Source organism: Streptosporangium sp. NPDC020145 (assembly GCF_040631275.1).
Taxonomy (GTDB): domain Bacteria; phylum Actinomycetota; class Actinomycetes; order Streptosporangiales; family Streptosporangiaceae; genus Streptosporangium.
In genome coordinates, this window is the sequence record NZ_JBEXZT010000004.1 from 541,821 (window position 1) to 559,563 (window position 17,743).

Below are 17,743 nucleotides of genomic sequence, written 5' to 3' on the forward strand. Positions count from 1 at the left end.
GGATCAGGGGGCCTCGAAGCCCGCCCTGGTCAGCACGTCCCTGCCCCGGGGCGACAGCACCAGGTCGACGAACCTCCTGGCGAGGCCGGGGGCGGGTGCCTTGGTCAGCGTCGCGACGGGGTAGTCGTTGATCGCCTTGCCCGCCTCGGGGAAGCCGATGCCCCTGACCCCGCCCCCGGAGGCGATCACGTCGGTCCTGTAGACCAGGGCGGCGTCCACCTCGCCGAGCTCGACCTTGGTCAGGGTCGCCTTGACGTCCTGCTCCAGGGTGACCGGGGTGACCTTGAGGCCCGCGGCGTCGAGTGCCTTGGCGGCCGCGGCGCCGCACGGCACCTGAACGGCGCACAGGGCGACCTTGACCCCGGGGCCGGTGAGGTCCTTCAGGCCGTCGACCTTGGCGGGGTTGTCCACGGGCACGGCGATCTGCAGCGTGTTGCGCACGAACGTGACCGGGGCCGCGGCCAGGGAGGCGTCGGTGACGGTCCTCATCGTGGCGGGACTGGCGGCGGCGAAGACGTCGGCGGGGGCGCCCTGGACGATCTGCTGGGCCAGCGTGGCGCTTGAGCCGAAGTTGAACCGCACCGTGGTGCCCGGGTTCTCGGCCTCGAAGACCCTGCCCAGCTCGGTGAACGTTCCGGTCAGCGACGCCGCGGCGAACACGGTCAGCGTCGTCGCCCCGCCGGAGGAGGCGTCCCGGGAGCCGCAGCCGGACAGGGCCGTCGTGAGCACGAGGGCGAGGGCGAGGACGGGGCGGAACGTGGTCGGCCGCATGGGCAACGAGGTCTCCTTACTGACCCACCGTGCGAGCGGGATCGGCGATCTCCACGACGACGTTGGTGGACTTGATCACGGCGACCGCCACCACTCCCGCCTCCAGGCCGAGTTCGTCGGCGGCCTGGCGGCTCATCAGCGAAACCACCCGGTACGGCCCGGCGGCGATCTCCACCTGGGCCATCACCGAGTCCTTGATCACCTCGGTCACGATCCCGCGCAGGCGGTTGCGCGCCGAGGAGCGCCCGGAGCCGCCGCCCGTCTCGATCTGCGAGCGGGCGAAGGCGGCCAGGTCGGCCCCCTCGACCGTCCGGTGGCCGTTGCCGTCCCGGCGGGCGGCGAGCCTGCTGGCGTCGATCCACCTGCGGACGGTGTCGGGGCTGACCCCGAGCAGCGTGGCGGCTTCGCTGATCCGAAACGTCGTCACGAACAATCACCATACCTTCGCATATTCCAGGCGCAAGAGCCGGGCTCCCTCGCAGGCGCGTGATCAGAGGGTGTCCTGGTGCCGCATCCGCGACGCTCGGGGTGCGGGAATGTGAAAGCCGCGGTGACCTGGCCGGTCACCGCGGCGGAGAGAGGAGAGGTCAGGGGGTGTGCACGGCGCCGCCGTACAGGGCGTCGATCCGGTCGGCGAAGTCACGGGCGACCACGGCGCGCTTGATCTTCATCGAGGGGGTGACGTGCCCGCTCTCCTCGGTGAGGTCGATGTCGAGCACGGTGAACTTCTTGATCTGCTCGGCCTTCGAGACCGCCCTGTTGGCCTCGTCGACGGCCTTCTGCACCTCGGCGTGGATCGCCGGGTCGTGGCTGAGGTCGGCGACGCTCGCCCCCGCCCTGCCGTTGGCCGTCTTCCACCGGTCGAGCGCCTCCGGGTCGAGCGTCACCAGCGCCGCGACGAACGGCCTGCCGTCGCCGACCACCATCGCCTGGCTGACCAGGGGGTGGGCGCGGATGCGGTCCTCCATCGGCCCGGGGGAGACGTTCTTGCCCGCGGCGGTGACGATGATCTCCTTCTTGCGCCCGGTGATGCGCAGGTAGCCGTCCCGGTCGAGCTCGCCGACATCGCCGGTGTGGAACCAGCCGTCGGTGTCGACGACCTCGGCGGTCGCCTTCTCGTCGTTCCAGTAGCCGTTGAAGACGTGGCGGCCCTTGACCAGCACCTCACCGTCGTCGGCGATGCCGATCGTGACGCCGGGGAACGGCTTGCCGACGGTTCCGATCTTGTTGGCGCCCGGCTGGTTGACGGCGGAGGGCGCCGAGGTCTCGGTCAGGCCCCAGCCCTCGTAGACCTCGATGCCGACGCCCCTGAAGAAGTGCGAGAGCCGCTCACCCAGCGCCGAACCGCCGGAGACGGCCGCGGAGAGCCTGCCGCCGGTGGCCGCGCGGAGCTTGCCGTACACCAGCCTGTCGAACAGGGCGCGTCTGAGGTTGAGCCCGAACCCGGCGCCGCCCGCCGACTCGGCGCGGCTCCAGGCGATGGCCGTCGTGGCGGCGGCGTGGAAGATCTTCCCCTTGCCCTCCACGGTGGCCTTCAGCTCGGCGGCGTTGTAGACCTTCTCGAACACCCTGGGCACGCCCAGCAGGAACGTCGGCCTGAAGCCCCGCAGGTCGGGGGCGACGTTCTTCATGTTGGGGGAGTGGGCCAGGACCGTGCCCGTCTCCAGCAGCACGAGCTGGATCATGCGGGCGAAGACGTGCGCGAGCGGCAGGAAGAGCAACGCCGCGCTGTCGGCGCTGAACAGCGGTTCGAGCGGGCCCGCCGCGACGTTCCTCGCGGTGAACAGCAGGTTGTCGTGGGTCAGCGCGCAGCCCTTCGGGCGGCCCGTCGTGCCCGAGGTGTAGACGATGGTCGCCAGGTCGTTCCCGCCGCGCCCGCTCCTGCGCTCCTCGACCGTCCGCTCGTCCACCCCGGCGCCGTCCTCGGCCAGTTTGGCCAGGGCCCCGCCCTCGATGTTCCACACGTGGCCGAGCCCGGGAAGGTCGGCCGTGGCCTCGCGCACCGTCTCCTCGTGCGCGTCCAGCTCGACGAAGACCGCCCGCGCGCCGCTGTCGGAGAGGATCCACCTGACCTGGTCGGCCGAGGAGCTCTCGTAGATCGGCACGCCGACGGCCCCCGCCGTCCAGATCGCGTAGTCGATCACGGTCCACTCGTAGCGGGTCCGCGACATCAGGGCCACCCGGTCACCTGCCTCGACCCCGGCCGCCACCAGCCCCCTGGCCACCGCGAGGACCTGATCGCGGAACTCGCCCGCGGTCACGGCGACCCAGTCGTCGCCGGACTTGCGGCGCAGCGAGACCCTGCCGGGCTCCCGTTCGCCGCGCAGGAAGACCGTGTCGGTCAGGCTGGAGGAGAGGGGGACATCCACGAGCACGGGGACGCTGTACTCACGCACGGGTGACTCCAGAGGACGCGCGGTCGGCGGACGCCTGGAGGTCGTCACGGCGGATTCCTCACCAGGCGTTCCCGGGGGCGGTCTCACGGTATCAGCCCCGCCGGGCGTGACCTCCTGATCGATGTCCGGCCGTCCGTGTCGCGGCGCCCGAGACGGCATCCGGGACGGCGGGGCGCGGGCGACCTAGGATGGCGGAATGCGGGTCCACGTCGTCAGCGATGTACACGGAAGAGCGGACGCCCTGGCCCGCGCGGCGGACGGCGCCGACGCGCTGGTCTGCCTGGGAGACCTGATCCTGTTCGTCGACTACGCCGACCACTCCCAGGGCATCTTCCCCGAGCTGTTCGGTGCCGAGGCGGCGACGAGGCTCGTCGGGCTGCGGACGGCCCGCCGCTTCGACGAGGCCAGGCGGATGACGGCCGAGCTGTGGGCCTCGCTCGACGGTGATCCCGCCGACCACATCGAGCGCCTGGTGCGCGGGCAGTACGCCGAGATCTTCGCCGCGATGCCGACGCCCGCCTACATCACCCACGGCAACGTGGACGTGCCGCGTTACTGGCCGGACTACGTCCGGCACGGGCACCACGTGCTCGACGGGCAGAGTGTCGAGATCGGCGGCCTGCGCTTCGGCTTCGTCGGCGGTGGGCTGCGCACGCGGTACCGGACGCCGAACGAGATCGACGACGAGGAGTTCGCGCGCAAGGTCGAGGCGGTCGGCGAGGTGGACGTGCTGTGCTGCCACATCCCCCCGGCCATCCCCGAACTGCTCTACGACGTGGTCGCCCGGCGCTTCGAGCGGGGCAGCGAGGCCACCCTTGAGGCGATCAGGCGCACCCAGCCGCGCTACGCGCTCTTCGGCCACGTCCACCAGCCGCTGGCCGCCCGCACCCGCGTCGGCAGGACCGAGTGCCTCAACGTCGGGCACTTCCGTGGCAGGGGAGTGCCCTTCGCGCTTGAGTGGTGAGCCGGAGATCGTCGCGGAACGGTCGAAAGAGTACGGTGAACCCATGGCTGACCGCACCACCTCGAACATCGTCATCGCCGCAGACCGGCCCACTGTCATGAAGGTGATCGCCGACTTCCCGGCGTATCCCGAGTGGGCGGGACAGGTGAGGACGGCGCGCGTCCTGTCCACCGGGTCCGACGGCCTGCCGGAGACCGTCAGGTTCTCCCTGGACGCCGGGGTGATCAGCGACGAGTACACCCTCGGTTACGTCTGGCACGGGGACGAATCCGTCGATTGGAGTGTCACCGAGACGGGCAGGATGATCTCTGGGCTCACCGGGAGTTACCGCCTGACCGAGACGCGTGGCGGTACCGAGGTGACCTACGAGCTGGCGGTCGATCTCAAGGTTCCGATGATCGGCATGGTCAGGCGTAAGGCGGAGAAGGTCATCATCGACACCGCCCTGAGAGGGTTGAAGAAGCGCGTCGAGGGTTCCTGACCCAGGGGGAGGGTTCGTGACCAGGATCCTGCTGTTCACCGGCAAGGGTGGTGTCGGCAAGACGACCGCGGCGGCGGCGACCGCCGTACGGGCGGCAGGGGAGGGTCTGAAGACGATCGTGGTCTCGACCGACACCGCCCACTCGCTCGCCGACGCGCTCGGCGTCGACGCCAAGGGTGAGCCGGCCGAGGTCGTCCCCGGGCTCTACCTGCACCAGGTGGACACCCAGCGGGCGCTCGAACGCCAGTGGGGCGAGCTGCGCGACTACGCCAGGGGACTGTTCGCCGAACTCGGCCTCGACGAGATCACCGCCGAGGAGATCACGGTGCTGCCCGGCGCCGAGGAGGTCCTCGCCCTGCTGCAGCTGCGTGAGCACGCCCGCGCCGGGGCGTGGGACGTGGTCGTCGTCGACTGCGCGCCGACCGCCGAGACGCTCAGGCTGCTGGCCCTGCCCGAGGCCCTCGACTGGCACGTCAACCGGCTGCTGCCCGCGGGCAGGCGGCTGCTGCGCGCGGTCGCGCCGCTGGTGCGCAGGGTGGCCCAGGTCAGCGTCCCCGACGACCAGGTGATCGGAGCGGGGGAACGGTTCCACCGCGGCCTGCTGGAGGTCCGCGAGCTGCTCACCGGCCCCTCGGCCAGCGTCCGGCTCGTGCTCACCCCCGAGGCGGTTGTGCTCGCCGAGGCCCGCCGTACGCTCACCTCCCTCAGTCTGTACGGCTACCGCGTGGACGCGGTGATCGCCAACCGGGTCTTCCCGGGTGAGGGCGCCGACCCGTGGCGCAGCGGGTGGGTGCGGGCCCAGGCGGCGCGGCTGGCCGAGGTCGCAGAGTCCTTCGCCCCGCTGCCCGTGCACACGGTCCCCTACCTTGAGGCCGAGCCCGTCGGCCCCGCGGCCCTGGCCCGGGTCGCCGAGGCCATGTACGGCCAGGCCGATCCGTTCGCCCCGCCGCAGGGCGATCCGCCGCTGCGGATCACCCCGGAGGGAGAGCTCGTCCTGGCGCTGCCGCTGGCCGACAGGAGCCAGGTGAACGTGGCGCGTAAGGGCGACGAACTGATCGTCGACGCGGGCTTCCACCGCAGGGTTCTGGCGCTGCCCGCGGCCCTGGCACGCAGAGCCGTACGGGAGGCGGTGCTCCGCGACGGCCTTCTCCGGGTACGGTTCGAGACGGGAGGGCCTGATGACTGAGAAGACCGAGAACACGACGACGGGAACCGGCGCCACGGGCGACGGCAGGGACCCGCTGGGCAACGCGGCCGAGGAGGCGTTCAAACTCTTCGAGACGATCCAGCAGAAGGCGGCCAAAGAGTTGCGGAAGGGCCTGGTCAAGGGCACGATCGGCGGGCTCGGCGGCGCCTTCACCGGTGGTTTCACCGGTGGCGGGAGAAGCCGGGACGTGTGGGAGGAGGCGGTCTCCGAGCACGACGAGTACATCTGCCGGGCCTGCCCCGTCTGCCGGGCGATGGCCGCGCAGCGCGAGGCGGGCGGCGCGGTCGTCGATCACCTGACGCAGGCGGGCAGTGAGCTCTTCGCCGCGTTCAGGTCGGCCGTCGACGGGCTTAACCGGCCCTCGCCGGGGCAGCGGGCGCGTGAGCGGGAGACCCCTGTGGAGCACATCGACCTGGGATGAGTCCGGGGAGAGAGGACGGGTAATGGCGCTGACCATCGGCGTTGACATCGGCGGCACCAAGATCGCGGCGGGCGTCGTGGACGAGGACGGCCGCATCGTCGAGCATCTCCTGCGGCCGACCCCGGCCACCGACCCCGAACGGGTCGCGGAGAGCATCGCCGAGGTGGTCGGGGAGCTGGCCGAGGGCCGGGAGGTCGAGGCCGTCGGGCTCGGCGCCGCGGGTTTCGTCGACGAGACGCGCTCCCTGGTGCGTTTCGCGCCCAACCTGGCCTGGCGCGAGGAGCCGCTGCAGAAGAAGGTCTCCGCCCTGGTCGGCCTGCCCGTCGTGGTGGAGAACGACGCCAACGCCATGGCGTGGGGCGAGGCGAGGTTCGGCGCGGGACGCGGCGAGAGCCATCTGGTGTGCGTCACGGTCGGCACCGGCATCGGCGGCGGCATCGTCTTCGACGGCGCGCTCTTCCGCGGCCGCTGGGGCATGGGAGCCGAACTGGGCCACATGCAGGTCGTCCCCGAGGGCCGTCTGTGCGGCTGCGGCAACCTCGGCTGCTGGGAGCAGTACGCCAGCGGCAACGCCCTGGTCGCCGAGGCCAGGCTGATCGCCGGCGCCGATCCCGGCCGCGCCGCCACGCTGCTCGAACTCGCGGGCGGGACGCCGGAGCTGATCGAGGGCAGGTTCGTGACCGAGGCGGCCAGGAGGGGCGACGACGCCGCGCTCGCCGCCTTCTCCTCGATGGCCGACTGGCTGGCCCAGGGATTGTGCGACCTGACCGCGATCCTCGACCCCGGCTGCTTCGTCCTGGGCGGGGGCGTCTCGACCGCCGCCGACCTGTGGATCGACCGGGTCAGGGAGGCGTTCGCCGCCAACGTGACCGGCCGGGGGCACCGCCCGATCGCCGAGATCCGCCTGGCGGAGCTCGGCGCCTCCGCCGGACTGGTCGGAGCCGCGGACCTGGCCAGGATCCGCTGAGGGAGCCGCCGACGGCGCCGCTCAGGATCGCCACCTACAACGTCCGTTCGATGAAGGACGACCAGGCCGCGCTCGGGCGGGTGATCACCGCCCTGCGCGCCGACGTGCTGTGCGTGCAGGAGGCGCCGAGGTTCTGGCGCTGGCGCCGCAGACGTGGGCGGCTGGCCGCCTCGGGAGGCATGTCCGTGGTCGCGGGCCGCCGCCTGGGCGGGGTGGCGGTGCTGACGGGCCCCGCCGTACGGCCGCTGCACGGGCGGGGGCGGCTGCTGCGGTTCTTTCCCGGCCTCGAACAGCGCGCGATCGCGATGGCCGTCGTGGAGTACGGCGGGCACCGGGTCGCGGTCGGCTCGGTCCACCTCGACCTCGACCCGGCCGCGAGGGCCCACCACGCGGGCCAGGCGCTCTCCATGCTCGGGGAGGTCGCCGAGCGCTTCGGCGCGCTGCCCGTGCTGGCCGGGGACGTCAACGAGGAGGCGGGGGAGCCGGCCTGGCGGCTCATCACGGAACGGCTGACCGACTGTTACCCGCTCGCGCCGCGCGGCGACGGCCTCACCTTCCCCTCGCGGGCGCCGCGCGTGCGCATCGACGCGGTCTTCGCGGCGCCCGGGGCGCGGGTGATCTCCTGCGGTGTGGCCGGGGCCGATCCCGGTGACCTGCGGCTGGCGACCGACCACCTGCCGGTGCTCGCGGAGCTGTCGTTCTCCGGCGAGAGGCTCGGCTGAGGGGCGCGACGGGGGCGCCGAGATCGGGAAAGGACGGGGCCGGGGCCTCTCCCCGAGATCCCCGTCGGGAGGGCAACTACAGCGGGCACGCACACGGGCCGTGCCGGGCGCCGTACCATTTGGGGCATGACCCGTCGCCTTCCGCGGCGTGCGCTGGCGCTGTGCGCGGGAGGACTGCTCCTGACGGCCTCTCTGTCGCCGCCCGCCCACGCCGACCCCCGTCCCGCCTCCGTCGCGGAGGCGTGGCAGGCGCCGACGAGCGCGCGGCTGAGCAGCGACGGATCGCTGTCCGACGTCGCGGGCGTCTCGGCCTCCGACATCTGGGCGGTCGGCCAGGAGAGCGTGTGGGACATCTGGCAGAGCCGCGGCGCGCTCACCCACTGGAACGGCAGCACCTGGACCGAGGTCGGCATCCGCAACGATCCGACGGGCGCGGGACTGTTGCGTTCGGTGGCCGCCGCGCCCGGCCAGGTGTGGGCGGTCGGTGAGGGCCACGACGGCCTGCCGTACCTCGCCTCGGGCAGCGGGACCACCTTCGACCGGGTGGTCGTCGACAAGCTGCACGTCGGCGACTGGCTCGCCGGGGTCGCCGCGCTCCCCGGACGGATGGCCGCGGTCGGCCGCCGGGGCGAGCAGCCGCTGGTCCTCACCCAGACCGGCACGAAGTGGAAGCTCACCCAGATCAAGGGCAGGGGCACCCTGTACGGCGTCGCGCTGTCCGGCAAGGGCGACGGGCTGGCGGTCGGCGACACCGGCACGGGGCCGCTGGTCGTCCGGCTGTCGGGGAACCGCTGGAGGCAGGTCTCCGTCCCGGCGGTGCCCGGCGGCTACCTGCGGGATGTCTACTTCGACTCGCCGAAGCGGGCGCTGGCCGTCGGCGGCGTCTACCTGAGGTCGGGCGGGGTCGGCCCGCTGATCCTGTCGTGGAACGGCAAACGCTGGTCGAGGGTGAAGGCCCCCGGCGACGACGTGCGCCTGTACGGCGTGACCGGCGACAGGAAGGGCCGTTTCTGGATCTCCGGTGTGGACATGGAGCGCCCGGGAGAGGCGTTCCTGCTCACCTACGACGGTCACAGGGTCAAGACGGTGCGCGGCGCGGACGGCGCGGCCCCCAGGACGATCAGGCTGCAGTCGGTGACCTACCTGACGGCCACCGGGACGGTGTGGACCGTCGGCCACGTGGTCGACGCCTCGGGCCGCTACACAGACGTGGTCGAGCGGTTCGGCGCGGCCGGGCGGCCGGTCGAGCCCTGAGGCCCGCTCCGGCTCCCGGGCGCGCGGGATCGGAGCCGGGCCGTTGCGGCCCGCCCTCAGACGACGGCGCCGTCGTCCCAGCCGTCGGTCGGCGGGCCGTCGCCCATCCGCACGACCAGCGCCACGAAGCCGCCGATGAAGGCCGCCACGGCGGTGAACAGCATCCACCCCTGCAGCCGCCAGCTCAGCGCCGCGCTCAGCAGCAGGTAGGCGGGGCCGCCGAACAGGGCCAGCCACGCGAGCTTGGTCGCGGTGTCGGTCTTGGGCAGCGGAGGCGGTGGCGGAGGGACGTAGTGCCCCTCGTCGTCCTCGGTCTCCGCCTCGCCGCCCCGGCCGAGGCCCGCGAACTCCTCGGGCAGCGGCTGGCGCGCCTCCTCCGGCGGTTTGACGACCCTCCTGGGAGGGCCGGCGGGGAGGTTCTCGCTGTCCGGCCACGGCTGATCGGCCGAGTCCAGCTCGGAGGTGTCGTTGAAGGAGGCGACGATCTGACGCCAGACCTCGTCCTCATCGCTCTGGGGTGTCACTTAGCTGGCCCGTCCCTCCCGGAGACCACGCATGCCCCGCCTGCCTTCACTCTCCCTGCAAGGGTACAGAGGCGTTCGCGTTGATGAACTCCAGGCTCCCCGCAAAGATCCGGTCCGCGTCGTTGTCGAGGGTGGCGACGTGGTAACTGTCGTTGAGTTCCACAACATCAAGGTTCCCCCCGGTTAGCTTTTCACGCAAAATGCGCAAACTAGTTGGTTTCACCACATGGTCCTGCGGGCTGTGAAAAGCCAGTACCGGTTGGGTGACCTTGTGCAGTTCCGACTGGGTCAGCGCCCACAGCCGGGGGAGGGTGGCGGCGGCCTTGACCGGGGTACGGCTGTAGCCCAGTTCCCTCGCCCCCTCCTTCTTGATGTCCCCGGCCACGCCCCGCACCGAGGAGACGAACAGCCCGAGCAGCGGCGCCAGGGCGAGCATGGGGACGTCGTTGGCGATCGACGGGTTGACGACCACGACCCCCCTGATGCCCGTGCCGTGCACCTCGGCCAGCCGCAGCGCCATGCAGCCGCCCAGGGAGAGCCCGGCGGTGAAGACCTCGTCACAGTGGCCGCGCAGGCCCGCCAGCGCCCTGTCCAGCTCGGCGTACCAGTCTTCCCAGCGGGTGTGGCTCATCTCCTGCCAGGTGGTGCCGTGGCCGGGCAGCCGGGGAAGCTCGACGCTCAGGCCCGCGGCGGCCAGGTGCTCCGCCCAGGGACGCAGCGACTGCGGCGACCCGGTGAATCCGTGACAGAGCAGAACCCCGACCCGTCCCCCTCTGTGGTGGTACGGCTCCGCGCCGGGCATGACTGGCATCGCAGCTCCTTGTAAGGTTCGCCCGATCGTCGCACGACTGGGGCGTGTTTTGCGAGAGGTCGATATGTGTGGTTTGGCGATGTAGGTGGTCCGTCCGGGAGGTGGGAGGATTGCTCCAGGTCCCACATGCCGACCGAAGGAGCCTCGCGTGTTCTACTGGGTGGTGAAGGCCATCCTCTGGCCCTTCCTCCATTTCATCTTCCGCCCGTGGGCGGAGGGGGTGGACAACGTGCCGAGAGAGGGCCCGGTGATCCTGGCCGGCAACCACCTGTCGTTCGCCGACCACTTCTTCGGGGCGCTGTTCCTGCCCAGAAAGGTCATCTCCCTCGGCAAGTCCGACTACTTCACCGGACGTGGGATCAAGGGCGTGCTCAGCCGGGCCTTCTTCAGCGGCGTCGGCACCGTCCCGATCGACCGCTCCGGCGGGAAGGCCAGTGAGGCGGCGCTGCGCACCGGCAAGCGCATCCTGACCGAGGGGCAGGTCCTGGCCATCTACCCCGAGGGGACCCGCTCGCACGACGGGCGCCTCTACAAGGGCAAGACCGGCGTGGCCAGGCTGGCGCTTGAGTCGCGTGTCCCGGTCATCCCGTGGGCGATGGTCAACACCTTCGAGATGATGCCGCCGGGGCGTCCCCTGCCCAGGCTCGGCATCCGCCCCGGCGTGAAGTTCGGCAAGCCGCTCGACTTCTCCCGTTACTACGGGATGGAGGAGGACCGCCTGGTCCTGCGCGCCGTCACCGACGAGATCATGTACGCCCTGATGGAGCTGTCCGGCCAGGAGTACGTCGACAAGTACGCCGCGAGCGCCAAGGTCGAGGCCGCCCGTGCCGCCAGGGAGGCGGCCAAGGGAGGCCGGGGCTGAGCGCCGCTCAGTCAGGCAGACGCTCACGGATCCGGCGGATGTGCTCGGGCGTCGTACGGCAGCAGCCCCCCACGAAGGAGGCACCGGCCGCGTGCCACTCCGCGGCGGCGGCGCCGTACTCGGCGGGGTCGGCCAGGCCCTCCCAGCGGTGCTCCGCGGCGTTCCAGGTCTCACCGGAGTTGGGGTAGACCACCACGGGCACGTCCGTGACCTCCTTGATGAGGGAGGGGACGTGGCTCGGCGCGACACAGTTGACGCCGACCGCGACCACCCCCGGGTGACCGGCGAACAGCGCGGCGGCCTGGCGCAGCGGGGTGCCGTCACTGATGTGACCGCCGTCGCGGCAGGAGAAGCTCACCCACACCCGGGTCTGCGGCGTCTCGTCGAGCAGCCGCCGCAGCGCCCGTGCCTCGGCCAGGGACGGGATGGTCTCGCAGGCCAGCAGGTCCGCCCCGGAGCCCGCCAGGATGTGCCAGCGGTCCCGGTGCCAGGCGAACAGGCCGTCCTCGTCGAGGTCGTAGTCGCCGGTGTACTCGGCGCCGTTGGCCAGGGCCGCGCCGTAGGGGCCGACGCTGGCGGCGACCGCGCCCCGGCCGGTCGCGTCCCTGGCCTCGGTCGCGAGCCGTACCGAGAGCAGGATCAGCCGCTCGGCCTGGACGGCGCTCAGCCCGCGCCGGACGAAGGCGGGGACGCTCGCCTGGTAACTGGCGGTGGTGGCGACGTCGGCCCCGGCGGCGAAGTAGTCGAGGTGCGCCTGACGGATCACCGAGGGGTTCTCGATCAGGAGCTTCGCCGACCAGAGCTCGTCGCGCAGGTCCGCGCCGAGCGCTTCGAGATGTGTGGCCAGCCCACCGTCGAGAACCGTCATTCCATCACTTTATGGGTGTAACGGGTGGCCGGGGAGGACGCCCCCTCCCCGGCCACCCGGCGCTCAGCCGATCCGGCGCAGGGCCTCGGCCAGGCTGGACAGGCCGACCGGGCCGAGTTCAAGGGCGGAGGTGTGCCAGCGGCGCAGGTCGAAGGCGGCGCCCAGGCGCGTCCTGGCCTCCTGCCTGGCGGCCAGCCAGGCCCGCTCCCCGAGCTTGTAGGAGATCGCCTGGCCGGGCCAGCCGAAGTAGCGGACGATCTCGGCGTGGATGCGGTGCGGTTCACACCTGCCCCGCTCGCCCAGCACCTCGCAGGCCTTGGCGAAGGTCCACCGCGACCCGTCGGGCAGCGGCAGGTCCAGGTGGACGCCGATGTCCACGACGACCCTGGCCGCCCGGAGCGCCGACCCGGCGAGCATGCCGAGGCGGGTGCCCGGCTCGGTGAACCAGCCCAGCTCGTCGGCCAGCCGTTCGGCGTACAGCGCCCAGCCCTCCCCGTGCCCGCTCACCCAGGAGTTCCTGCCGAAGCGGGACAGGCTCTCCCCGGCCACCTTGGTCGCGCCGAACTGCAGATGGTGCCCGGGAACGCCCTCGTGGAAGACCGTGGTCAGCTCCGGCCAGGTCTCGAACCGGTTCCTGTCCTCACTGACCGGCCACCACGTACGGCCCGGCCGCGACAGGTCCTCACTCGGCGAGGTGTAGTAGGGCGCCCCGGAGGAGGAGCCGACGGCCAGCGTGACGTCCACCCGGCGCAGCGGCTCGGCGATGTCGAAGTGGGTGCCGTGCAGCCTCTCGACCGCCCTGTCGTGACGTTCCTGAAGCCAGTCACGGTAGGCGTCGCGGCCCACGACGTACTGGGTGTCGTTGAGGATCTCCGTCGCCTCCTCGACCGAGGCGCCCGCCTTGACCCGGTCGGCCTCGACGGCGAGCTCGGTCTCGATGCGTTCGAGCTCGGCCCAGCCCCACTCGTAGGCGTCCACCAGGTCGATGTCGGCGCCCAGGCTGATCCTCGCGGCCGCCGCGTAGCGCTCGGCGCCCACCGCGTCGGCCTCCTCGGCCATGGGCGCGTAGTCGTCACGCAGGTAGCGGGCGATCCGGGCGTAGGCGGCGTGGGCGGCGGCGACCCCCCTGGCCAGATCCTGCCGCACCGGCCCGTCGCCGTACCGGGCGAGCAACGGATTGTGGGTGCCGCCGTCGGCCAGCAGCCGGGCCTGGGTCGCCGACTCCAGCGCCTGGCGGCGGGCCGCCCGCAGTCCCCTGGACAGGCCGGTCTCCAGGCTCGTCCGCCAGCCGTCCAGCATCTCGGGCATCGCCGCCAGCCTGGCCGCCACGTCACGCCACTCGTCGTCGGTGCCGTTCGGCAGGAGGTCCACGCTGTCACGCAGGTCGTTGACGAGCCCGAAAGGCGCCTGCACCGCGCGCAGCGGCTCGCCGAGTTCGTGCCAGGCGCGTTCGGCCTCAAGACGTTCCCGCAGATGGGCGGCCGCCCGCACATCCGCCTCACCCTGGGGGCGCAGGGTGGCGAGCCTGGTCAATGTCTCGCTGATCAGGGCGGCCCGCGCGGCGTGGCCGTCCGGGCCGTAGTCCGACGCGGCGGCGAACTCGACGGCGATGCCCGCCGCTCCGGCGGCGACCGGGTCGAGCGCCGCCGAACGCGAAACATATTCATCACAAAGAGAGAAAATGGGACTGGTCACGCGGGAACTTTAACCAACCTGACCTGCGGCTAATCGCCTGTCGCATAACGTCCTGACCCTTATAAGAGGAAGCTATCCCCTGTGGTGGCGGCGCGTTATACCCTCCATATGAAATAGGTTATATCTCCTAAGAAATGGCCGTTATCGCCTCCAGAAAGAGCGGCGTTTTCCGGTACGGCCCAGCTCCTCCAGCCCTTCGAGGGTCTCGCGCCACAGGTCCTCCACGTCCCCGCCCGCCCGGAGCCGTGCGACCAGGGCCTCAAGCCCGGCGTGACCGCCCAGGGAGACCGCCAGGGCGGCGAGCCTGCCCGCCAGGTCCTCCAGATGACGCAGCCGGTCGGCGGCGGGCAGGGACGCCGCCTCCCGCAGCCCGCGCAGCTCCCCGGCGAGCAGCTCACCGAGCGGCGCGGGCGCGGGAGGAGCCACCGGGGCGGGGCCGGCGAGCCGGGGGCGGGGGCCGGGTGCGGCGACACGTGGAGCAACGGAGCGCGGAGCGGCGGCGCCCGGCGCGGGAGGCGGGACGGGGGCGCCCCCGAAGCTCGCCGCCGCGAACCCGGGCGCGGCGCTCATGGGGGCGGCCATCCCGGTCAGCGACATCGGCGCCGCCGCCGGGGGAAGCGGCCGCTCCCACCCGCTGGGCGGCTCGACCGGCTGGATCACCCGGTGCCCGGGGCCGCCCTCGGCCACCACCCGGCTGTCGACCGCGACGAACGCGGTGAACCGGCAGAGCACGCCGTACCTCAGGGAGACCGCGACGATCTCCTCCTCCAGGGAGTGGTCCCCGGCGGCGTAGCGGTCCTCAAGCGCCCGCAGGCGCTCCCGCGCCCAGATCGCCCGGGTCGCCCCGGTGGCCGGGCCGTCCGCCACGCTCCCCGCGACCCGACGCCGCCAGGCGTTCCCGGCGGCGTCGGTCCCCCGTACGGCCAGCGAGCCCTCGGCGGCGCCCCGGTAACGTCCCCTGACGACGAGCGGGACCCCCGGGTAGAGCGAGTCGAGACGGCTGACGCCGTCCGGGAGCAGGCCGAGCCCGTCGGCCTCCAGGGACAGGCCGGTGACCACAGGAGAGCCGATCCTGCGGTGGATGTGCTCCATGGCCTCGTCGAGCCTGTCCTCCGACTCGACCAGCTCGCACCGGCCCGCGCCGATCCCGGCCAGCCTGCTGAGGAACCCGGCGTTGACCGCTCTGTCGATGCCGACCGTGTGCACCCGCGTCCCGGCCAGGCGGGGGGCGAGCCGTTCCAGGATCTGGTCCTCGTTGCCGACCTGGCCGTCGGTGACGAGCACCAGGACACGGTCTCTCCCGCCTCTCCCGCCGGAGGCGAGCAGACCGGCCGCCCGTTCGAGAGGGGCCAGCATCTCGGTGCCGCCCCGCGCCTCAAGACGCGCCAGGTGCTCGACCGCGCGGTAGCGGTTGCGGTCGCTCGCCTCGGACAATCCCTCGCCGAGTCCCTCGGGACCCTCGACGACGGTGTCGAAGGACAGCACCGCGAACCGGTCACCGGTGGTGAGCGTGTCGACGATGCGGGCCGCCGCGCGCCGGGCCGCGACCATCTTCCAGCCGGTCATGCTGCCCGAGCGGTCCAGCACCAGCACGACGTCCTTCGCCCTGTCCGTGACCTGGGCCGGGCCCGGCACGACGGTCAGGGTGAACGTGCCCTCTCCGGAACCGTCCTCGGGGTCTTTCCCGGGGTCGGGGACCAGGGCCAGCGAGGTCGAGGCGTCGAAGGCCAGGCGCAGGACGAAGTCGCGGTCGAGACGCTCGCCGGGGCGCAGCCGTACGGTGTTCCCCTCCTCCTGGACCACGTGCAGGCTGGAGCGGATCTCGCGCAGGTCGAGACCGGCGGGGTCGATGGAGACGGCCAGCGACAGGCGGACCGGGTCGGGGAATCCGGGCAGCAGCACCGGGGGTGTGATCCGGGAGGCGTCGGGCACCGCGTCGGTGTCGCACGCCCAGCCGTCACCCGCCCGTTCACCGTCCAGCGGGGCGCCGGGGACGTAACGGGGAGCGACGACCAGCGGGAAGCGGAAGGTCGCCGCGCCGTCCTCGTAGGGGAGCGGCTGGTCGAGCCCGAGGCGTACGGTGACCCGCTCGCCGGGCACGATGTTGCCGACCCTGATGGTGAAGACGTCGGGCCGGTCCTCCTCGGCGATCGCGGCCCGCCTGCCCTCGGCGACGGCCTGGTCGTAGTCGGCCCTGGCCTGGCCGCGCTCCTTCAGGACGCCCTCGACGACCCGGCCGTCGGCCTCCATCGTGAAGGAGGTGACGGCGGCGCGGTCGGGCAGCGGGAAGACGTAGGTCGCCTCAAGCGCCACCTCGTGCGGGTTGCGGAAGGTCTGGACGACCTCGACCCCCGCGGCGAGGCCGCAGACGCCCGCGGTCACCTCGACGCTCTCCAGCGGCAGATTGCCCCGGTCGGTGACGAGGGCCCCGAGACCGGCGCCGGGGACCGGCTCGCACTCCTCGGGGCGTAGCGCCGTGATCTCGGTGATCATGGTTGGTTCCCTCCGTGATCGGGGTTGTCGGGTTTGCCGGGGACGCCGGGGACGCCGGGGACGCCGGGGACAAGGCCGTGCTCGCGCAGCACCGCCAGGAGCGTCTCCGCGGCGGCGCCGATGTCGGCGAGCACGCCGGGGGAGAGGGGATGTCCGCCGTCGAGCAGCAGCGTCACCCCGGCGGCCAGCCGTACGCCGTTGACCTGGGCGGGGACGGGCCGCGCCCGCGGCCGGGGGGCGGATGTCCTGGGTGGTTCGGCCCAGAACCTCGGGCGCGCGCCTCCGCCGCCCGCAGGGCCCGCAGGAGGGCCCGGAGAGCTCGGAGAGGCCGGCGAGGGGAGGTCGGCGACGGCCTCAAGGGTCTGGTCGCTCGCCCCGGCCAGCTCGGCCTGGATCTCGGCGATGGTCAGCCCCTCGGCCTGGCGGCGTTTGACGGCGACGAGCTGGAGCAGGTGACGCCTGCCGTACAGGGCCACGCGGCCCCGACGGGACGCGGGCGGGTCGAGCAGGCCGATCGTGGCGTACCACCGGATGAGGCGTTCGTTGGGCACGTCCCTGACCCGCCCGTTGAGCTGGGCGGTCGGGGACAACGCGGCGGAGGCCCGCTCCGCCAGCTCACCGATGGTCCATTCCATATGACGATAGTGACACTGTCACAATGACAGTGTCAACATAAGGGCCATATTGATGGGTAGGGACGTTTCCGTACAAAACGGAAACCGATCCTGCAAGCAGGGGGAGGACACCACATGTCCGCGATCACCAGTTCGCTCAAGGGCGAGGACAAGAAGGTCGTCATCACCGCGCTCCAGGGCGCGCTCGTGGATCTTCTGGAGCTGTCGCTGCTGGGCAAGCAGGCCCACTGGAACGTGATCGGCCACCATTTCCGCTCGCTGCACCTGCAGCTCGACGAGATCGTCGCCTCGGCCAGGGAGTACGCCGACACCGTCGCCGAACGGGCGGTCGCTCTCGGGGGCAACCCCGACGGGCGCGCCTCGACGCTCGCCAAGACCAGCGAGCTGCCGGAACTGGAGGCCGGTTACATCAACGACGGCAAGGTCGTCGCCGCGATGACGGACATCCTCGGATCGATCATCCGCAGGATGCGTGAGCGCGTCGAGGCGACCGAGAAGGCCGATCCGGTGACCCAGGACATCTTCATCGAGATCACCCAGAAACTGGAGGAACAGCACTGGATGATCGAGGCCCAGCGCTAGGAGCTGTTTAGAGTTCGGATCATGTGGTTGAAGTGAGGAGCTTCAACCACATGACCGAGCCTCGGAGATAGAGCCCGGCTTCATAGCTTT

18 protein-coding genes are annotated in these 17,743 nt (G+C 72.0%); 9 read left to right on the forward strand and 9 right to left on the reverse strand.

What is annotated here, in order from left to right:
- Positions 1 to 3 precede the first annotated feature (3 nt).
- The 3 genes from modA to ABZ463_RS10865 form a co-directional block, all read right to left on the reverse strand.
- Positions 4 to 771 carry a molybdate ABC transporter substrate-binding protein gene (modA, locus tag ABZ463_RS10855; protein ID WP_362775308.1) on the reverse strand — a complete coding sequence of 256 codons (768 nt, stop codon included), beginning with the start codon at positions 769 to 771 and terminating at the stop codon, positions 4 to 6.
- Between the two features lie 16 nt (positions 772 to 787).
- The gene (locus ABZ463_RS10860) at positions 788 to 1,198 is read right to left on the reverse strand and encodes a helix-turn-helix transcriptional regulator (RefSeq protein WP_362775310.1); all 411 of its coding nucleotides are present in this window, start codon (positions 1,196 to 1,198) and stop codon (positions 788 to 790) included.
- A gap of 160 nt (positions 1,199 to 1,358) precedes the next feature.
- Positions 1,359 to 3,167 (reverse strand): AMP-dependent synthetase/ligase, encoded by a 1,809-nt coding sequence (locus ABZ463_RS10865; RefSeq protein WP_352008859.1) that lies wholly within the window; start codon positions 3,165 to 3,167, stop codon positions 1,359 to 1,361.
- Positions 3,168 to 3,363: 196 nt separating this feature from the next.
- Here ABZ463_RS10865 and ABZ463_RS10870 point away from each other — a divergent pair, with 196 nt between their 5' ends.
- The 7 genes from ABZ463_RS10870 (at position 3,364) to ABZ463_RS10900 (ending at position 9,183) form a co-directional block, all read left to right on the forward strand.
- Positions 3,364 to 4,131: a metallophosphoesterase gene (locus ABZ463_RS10870; protein ID WP_352008860.1), complete on the forward strand. Its 768-nt coding sequence runs from the start codon at positions 3,364 to 3,366 to the stop codon at positions 4,129 to 4,131.
- A 43-nt stretch (positions 4,132 to 4,174) separates the two neighbouring features.
- Positions 4,175 to 4,612: an SRPBCC family protein gene (locus tag ABZ463_RS10875; RefSeq protein WP_352008861.1), complete on the forward strand. Its 438-nt coding sequence runs from the start codon at positions 4,175 to 4,177 to the stop codon at positions 4,610 to 4,612.
- Positions 4,613 to 4,628: 16 nt separating this feature from the next.
- A complete protein-coding gene (locus ABZ463_RS10880; protein ID WP_352008862.1) occupies positions 4,629 to 5,798 on the forward strand; it encodes a TRC40/GET3/ArsA family transport-energizing ATPase in 1,170 nt (389 codons plus the stop codon).
- Complete coding sequence (locus tag ABZ463_RS10885) at positions 5,791 to 6,240, forward strand: DUF5304 family protein (RefSeq protein WP_362775313.1); 450 nt, start codon at positions 5,791 to 5,793, stop codon at positions 6,238 to 6,240. The genes ABZ463_RS10880 and ABZ463_RS10885 overlap by 8 nt, the downstream gene beginning before the upstream one ends.
- 22 nt (positions 6,241 to 6,262) lie before the next feature.
- Entirely contained in the window at positions 6,263 to 7,207 is a 945-nt protein-coding gene (locus ABZ463_RS10890) for an ROK family glucokinase (RefSeq protein WP_352008864.1), read from the forward strand.
- A 50-nt stretch (positions 7,208 to 7,257) separates the two neighbouring features.
- On the forward strand, positions 7,258 to 7,929 hold the full coding sequence (locus ABZ463_RS10895; RefSeq protein ID WP_362775315.1) for an endonuclease/exonuclease/phosphatase family protein: 672 nt from the start codon (positions 7,258 to 7,260) through the stop codon (positions 7,927 to 7,929).
- Positions 7,930 to 8,055: 126 nt separating this feature from the next.
- Positions 8,056 to 9,183 carry a hypothetical protein gene (locus ABZ463_RS10900; protein WP_352008866.1) on the forward strand — a complete coding sequence of 376 codons (1,128 nt, stop codon included), beginning with the start codon at positions 8,056 to 8,058 and terminating at the stop codon, positions 9,181 to 9,183.
- A 56-nt stretch (positions 9,184 to 9,239) separates the two neighbouring features.
- Here ABZ463_RS10900 and ABZ463_RS10905 read toward each other — a convergent pair whose 3' ends face one another.
- Together ABZ463_RS10905 and ABZ463_RS10910 are read right to left on the reverse strand one after the other, a co-directional pair.
- A complete protein-coding gene (locus ABZ463_RS10905; protein ID WP_362775318.1) occupies positions 9,240 to 9,707 on the reverse strand; it encodes a hypothetical protein in 468 nt (155 codons plus the stop codon).
- 46 nt (positions 9,708 to 9,753) lie between these two features.
- Positions 9,754 to 10,518 carry an alpha/beta fold hydrolase gene (locus ABZ463_RS10910; protein WP_352008868.1) on the reverse strand — a complete coding sequence of 255 codons (765 nt, stop codon included), beginning with the start codon at positions 10,516 to 10,518 and terminating at the stop codon, positions 9,754 to 9,756.
- Positions 10,519 to 10,666: 148 nt separating this feature from the next.
- Here ABZ463_RS10910 and ABZ463_RS10915 point away from each other — a divergent pair, with 148 nt between their 5' ends.
- The gene (locus tag ABZ463_RS10915; protein WP_352008869.1) at positions 10,667 to 11,380 is read left to right on the forward strand and encodes a lysophospholipid acyltransferase family protein; all 714 of its coding nucleotides are present in this window, start codon (positions 10,667 to 10,669) and stop codon (positions 11,378 to 11,380) included.
- 7 nt (positions 11,381 to 11,387) lie between these two features.
- Here the strand turns inward: ABZ463_RS10915 and mmuM are convergent, their stop codons facing one another.
- The 4 genes from mmuM to ABZ463_RS10935 form a co-directional block, all read right to left on the reverse strand.
- Complete coding sequence (mmuM, locus tag ABZ463_RS10920) at positions 11,388 to 12,248, reverse strand: homocysteine S-methyltransferase (protein WP_362775321.1); 861 nt, start codon at positions 12,246 to 12,248, stop codon at positions 11,388 to 11,390.
- 63 nt (positions 12,249 to 12,311) lie between these two features.
- Positions 12,312 to 13,943, reverse strand: a complete 1,632-nt coding sequence (locus tag ABZ463_RS10925; RefSeq protein WP_352008871.1) for a DUF885 domain-containing protein — start codon at positions 13,941 to 13,943, stop codon at positions 12,312 to 12,314.
- A gap of 141 nt (positions 13,944 to 14,084) precedes the next feature.
- Positions 14,085 to 16,436, reverse strand: coding sequence for a VIT domain-containing protein (locus ABZ463_RS10930; protein ID WP_362775323.1), 2,352 nt, complete (start codon positions 16,434 to 16,436; stop codon positions 14,085 to 14,087).
- Positions 16,433 to 17,071: a MerR family transcriptional regulator gene (locus ABZ463_RS10935; protein ID WP_362775325.1), complete on the reverse strand. Its 639-nt coding sequence runs from the start codon at positions 17,069 to 17,071 to the stop codon at positions 16,433 to 16,435. Before ABZ463_RS10935 ends, ABZ463_RS10930 begins: the two co-directional genes overlap by 4 nt.
- A 114-nt stretch (positions 17,072 to 17,185) precedes the next feature.
- Here ABZ463_RS10935 and ABZ463_RS10940 point away from each other — a divergent pair, with 114 nt between their 5' ends.
- Positions 17,186 to 17,653 (forward strand): DNA starvation/stationary phase protection protein, encoded by a 468-nt coding sequence (locus tag ABZ463_RS10940; RefSeq protein WP_352008874.1) that lies wholly within the window; start codon positions 17,186 to 17,188, stop codon positions 17,651 to 17,653.
- The last annotated feature ends 90 nt before the right edge of the window (positions 17,654 to 17,743 follow it).

Bases quoted from the DNA above. Each gene is read 5' to 3' on its own strand.
- modA (WP_362775308.1), bottom strand. From the start codon at position 771: ATGCGGCCGACCACGTTCCGCCCCGTCCTCGCCCTCGCCCTCGTGCTC.
- ABZ463_RS10870 (WP_352008860.1), top strand. From the start codon at position 3,364: ATGCGGGTCCACGTCGTCAGCGATGTACACGGAAGAGCGGACGCCCTG.
- ABZ463_RS10875 (WP_352008861.1), top strand. From the start codon at position 4,175: ATGGCTGACCGCACCACCTCGAACATCGTCATCGCCGCAGACCGGCCC.
- ABZ463_RS10885 (WP_362775313.1), top strand. From the start codon at position 5,791: ATGACTGAGAAGACCGAGAACACGACGACGGGAACCGGCGCCACGGGC.
- ABZ463_RS10890 (WP_352008864.1), top strand. From the start codon at position 6,263: ATGGCGCTGACCATCGGCGTTGACATCGGCGGCACCAAGATCGCGGCG.
- ABZ463_RS10895 (WP_362775315.1), top strand. From the start codon at position 7,258: ATGAAGGACGACCAGGCCGCGCTCGGGCGGGTGATCACCGCCCTGCGC.
- ABZ463_RS10900 (WP_352008866.1), top strand. From the start codon at position 8,056: ATGACCCGTCGCCTTCCGCGGCGTGCGCTGGCGCTGTGCGCGGGAGGA.
- ABZ463_RS10910 (WP_352008868.1), bottom strand. From the start codon at position 10,518: ATGCCAGTCATGCCCGGCGCGGAGCCGTACCACCACAGAGGGGGACGG.
- mmuM (WP_362775321.1), bottom strand. From the start codon at position 12,248: ATGACGGTTCTCGACGGTGGGCTGGCCACACATCTCGAAGCGCTCGGC.
- ABZ463_RS10930 (WP_362775323.1), bottom strand. From the start codon at position 16,436: ATGATCACCGAGATCACGGCGCTACGCCCCGAGGAGTGCGAGCCGGTC.
- ABZ463_RS10935 (WP_362775325.1), bottom strand. From the start codon at position 17,071: ATGGAATGGACCATCGGTGAGCTGGCGGAGCGGGCCTCCGCCGCGTTG.
- ABZ463_RS10940 (WP_352008874.1), top strand. From the start codon at position 17,186: ATGTCCGCGATCACCAGTTCGCTCAAGGGCGAGGACAAGAAGGTCGTC.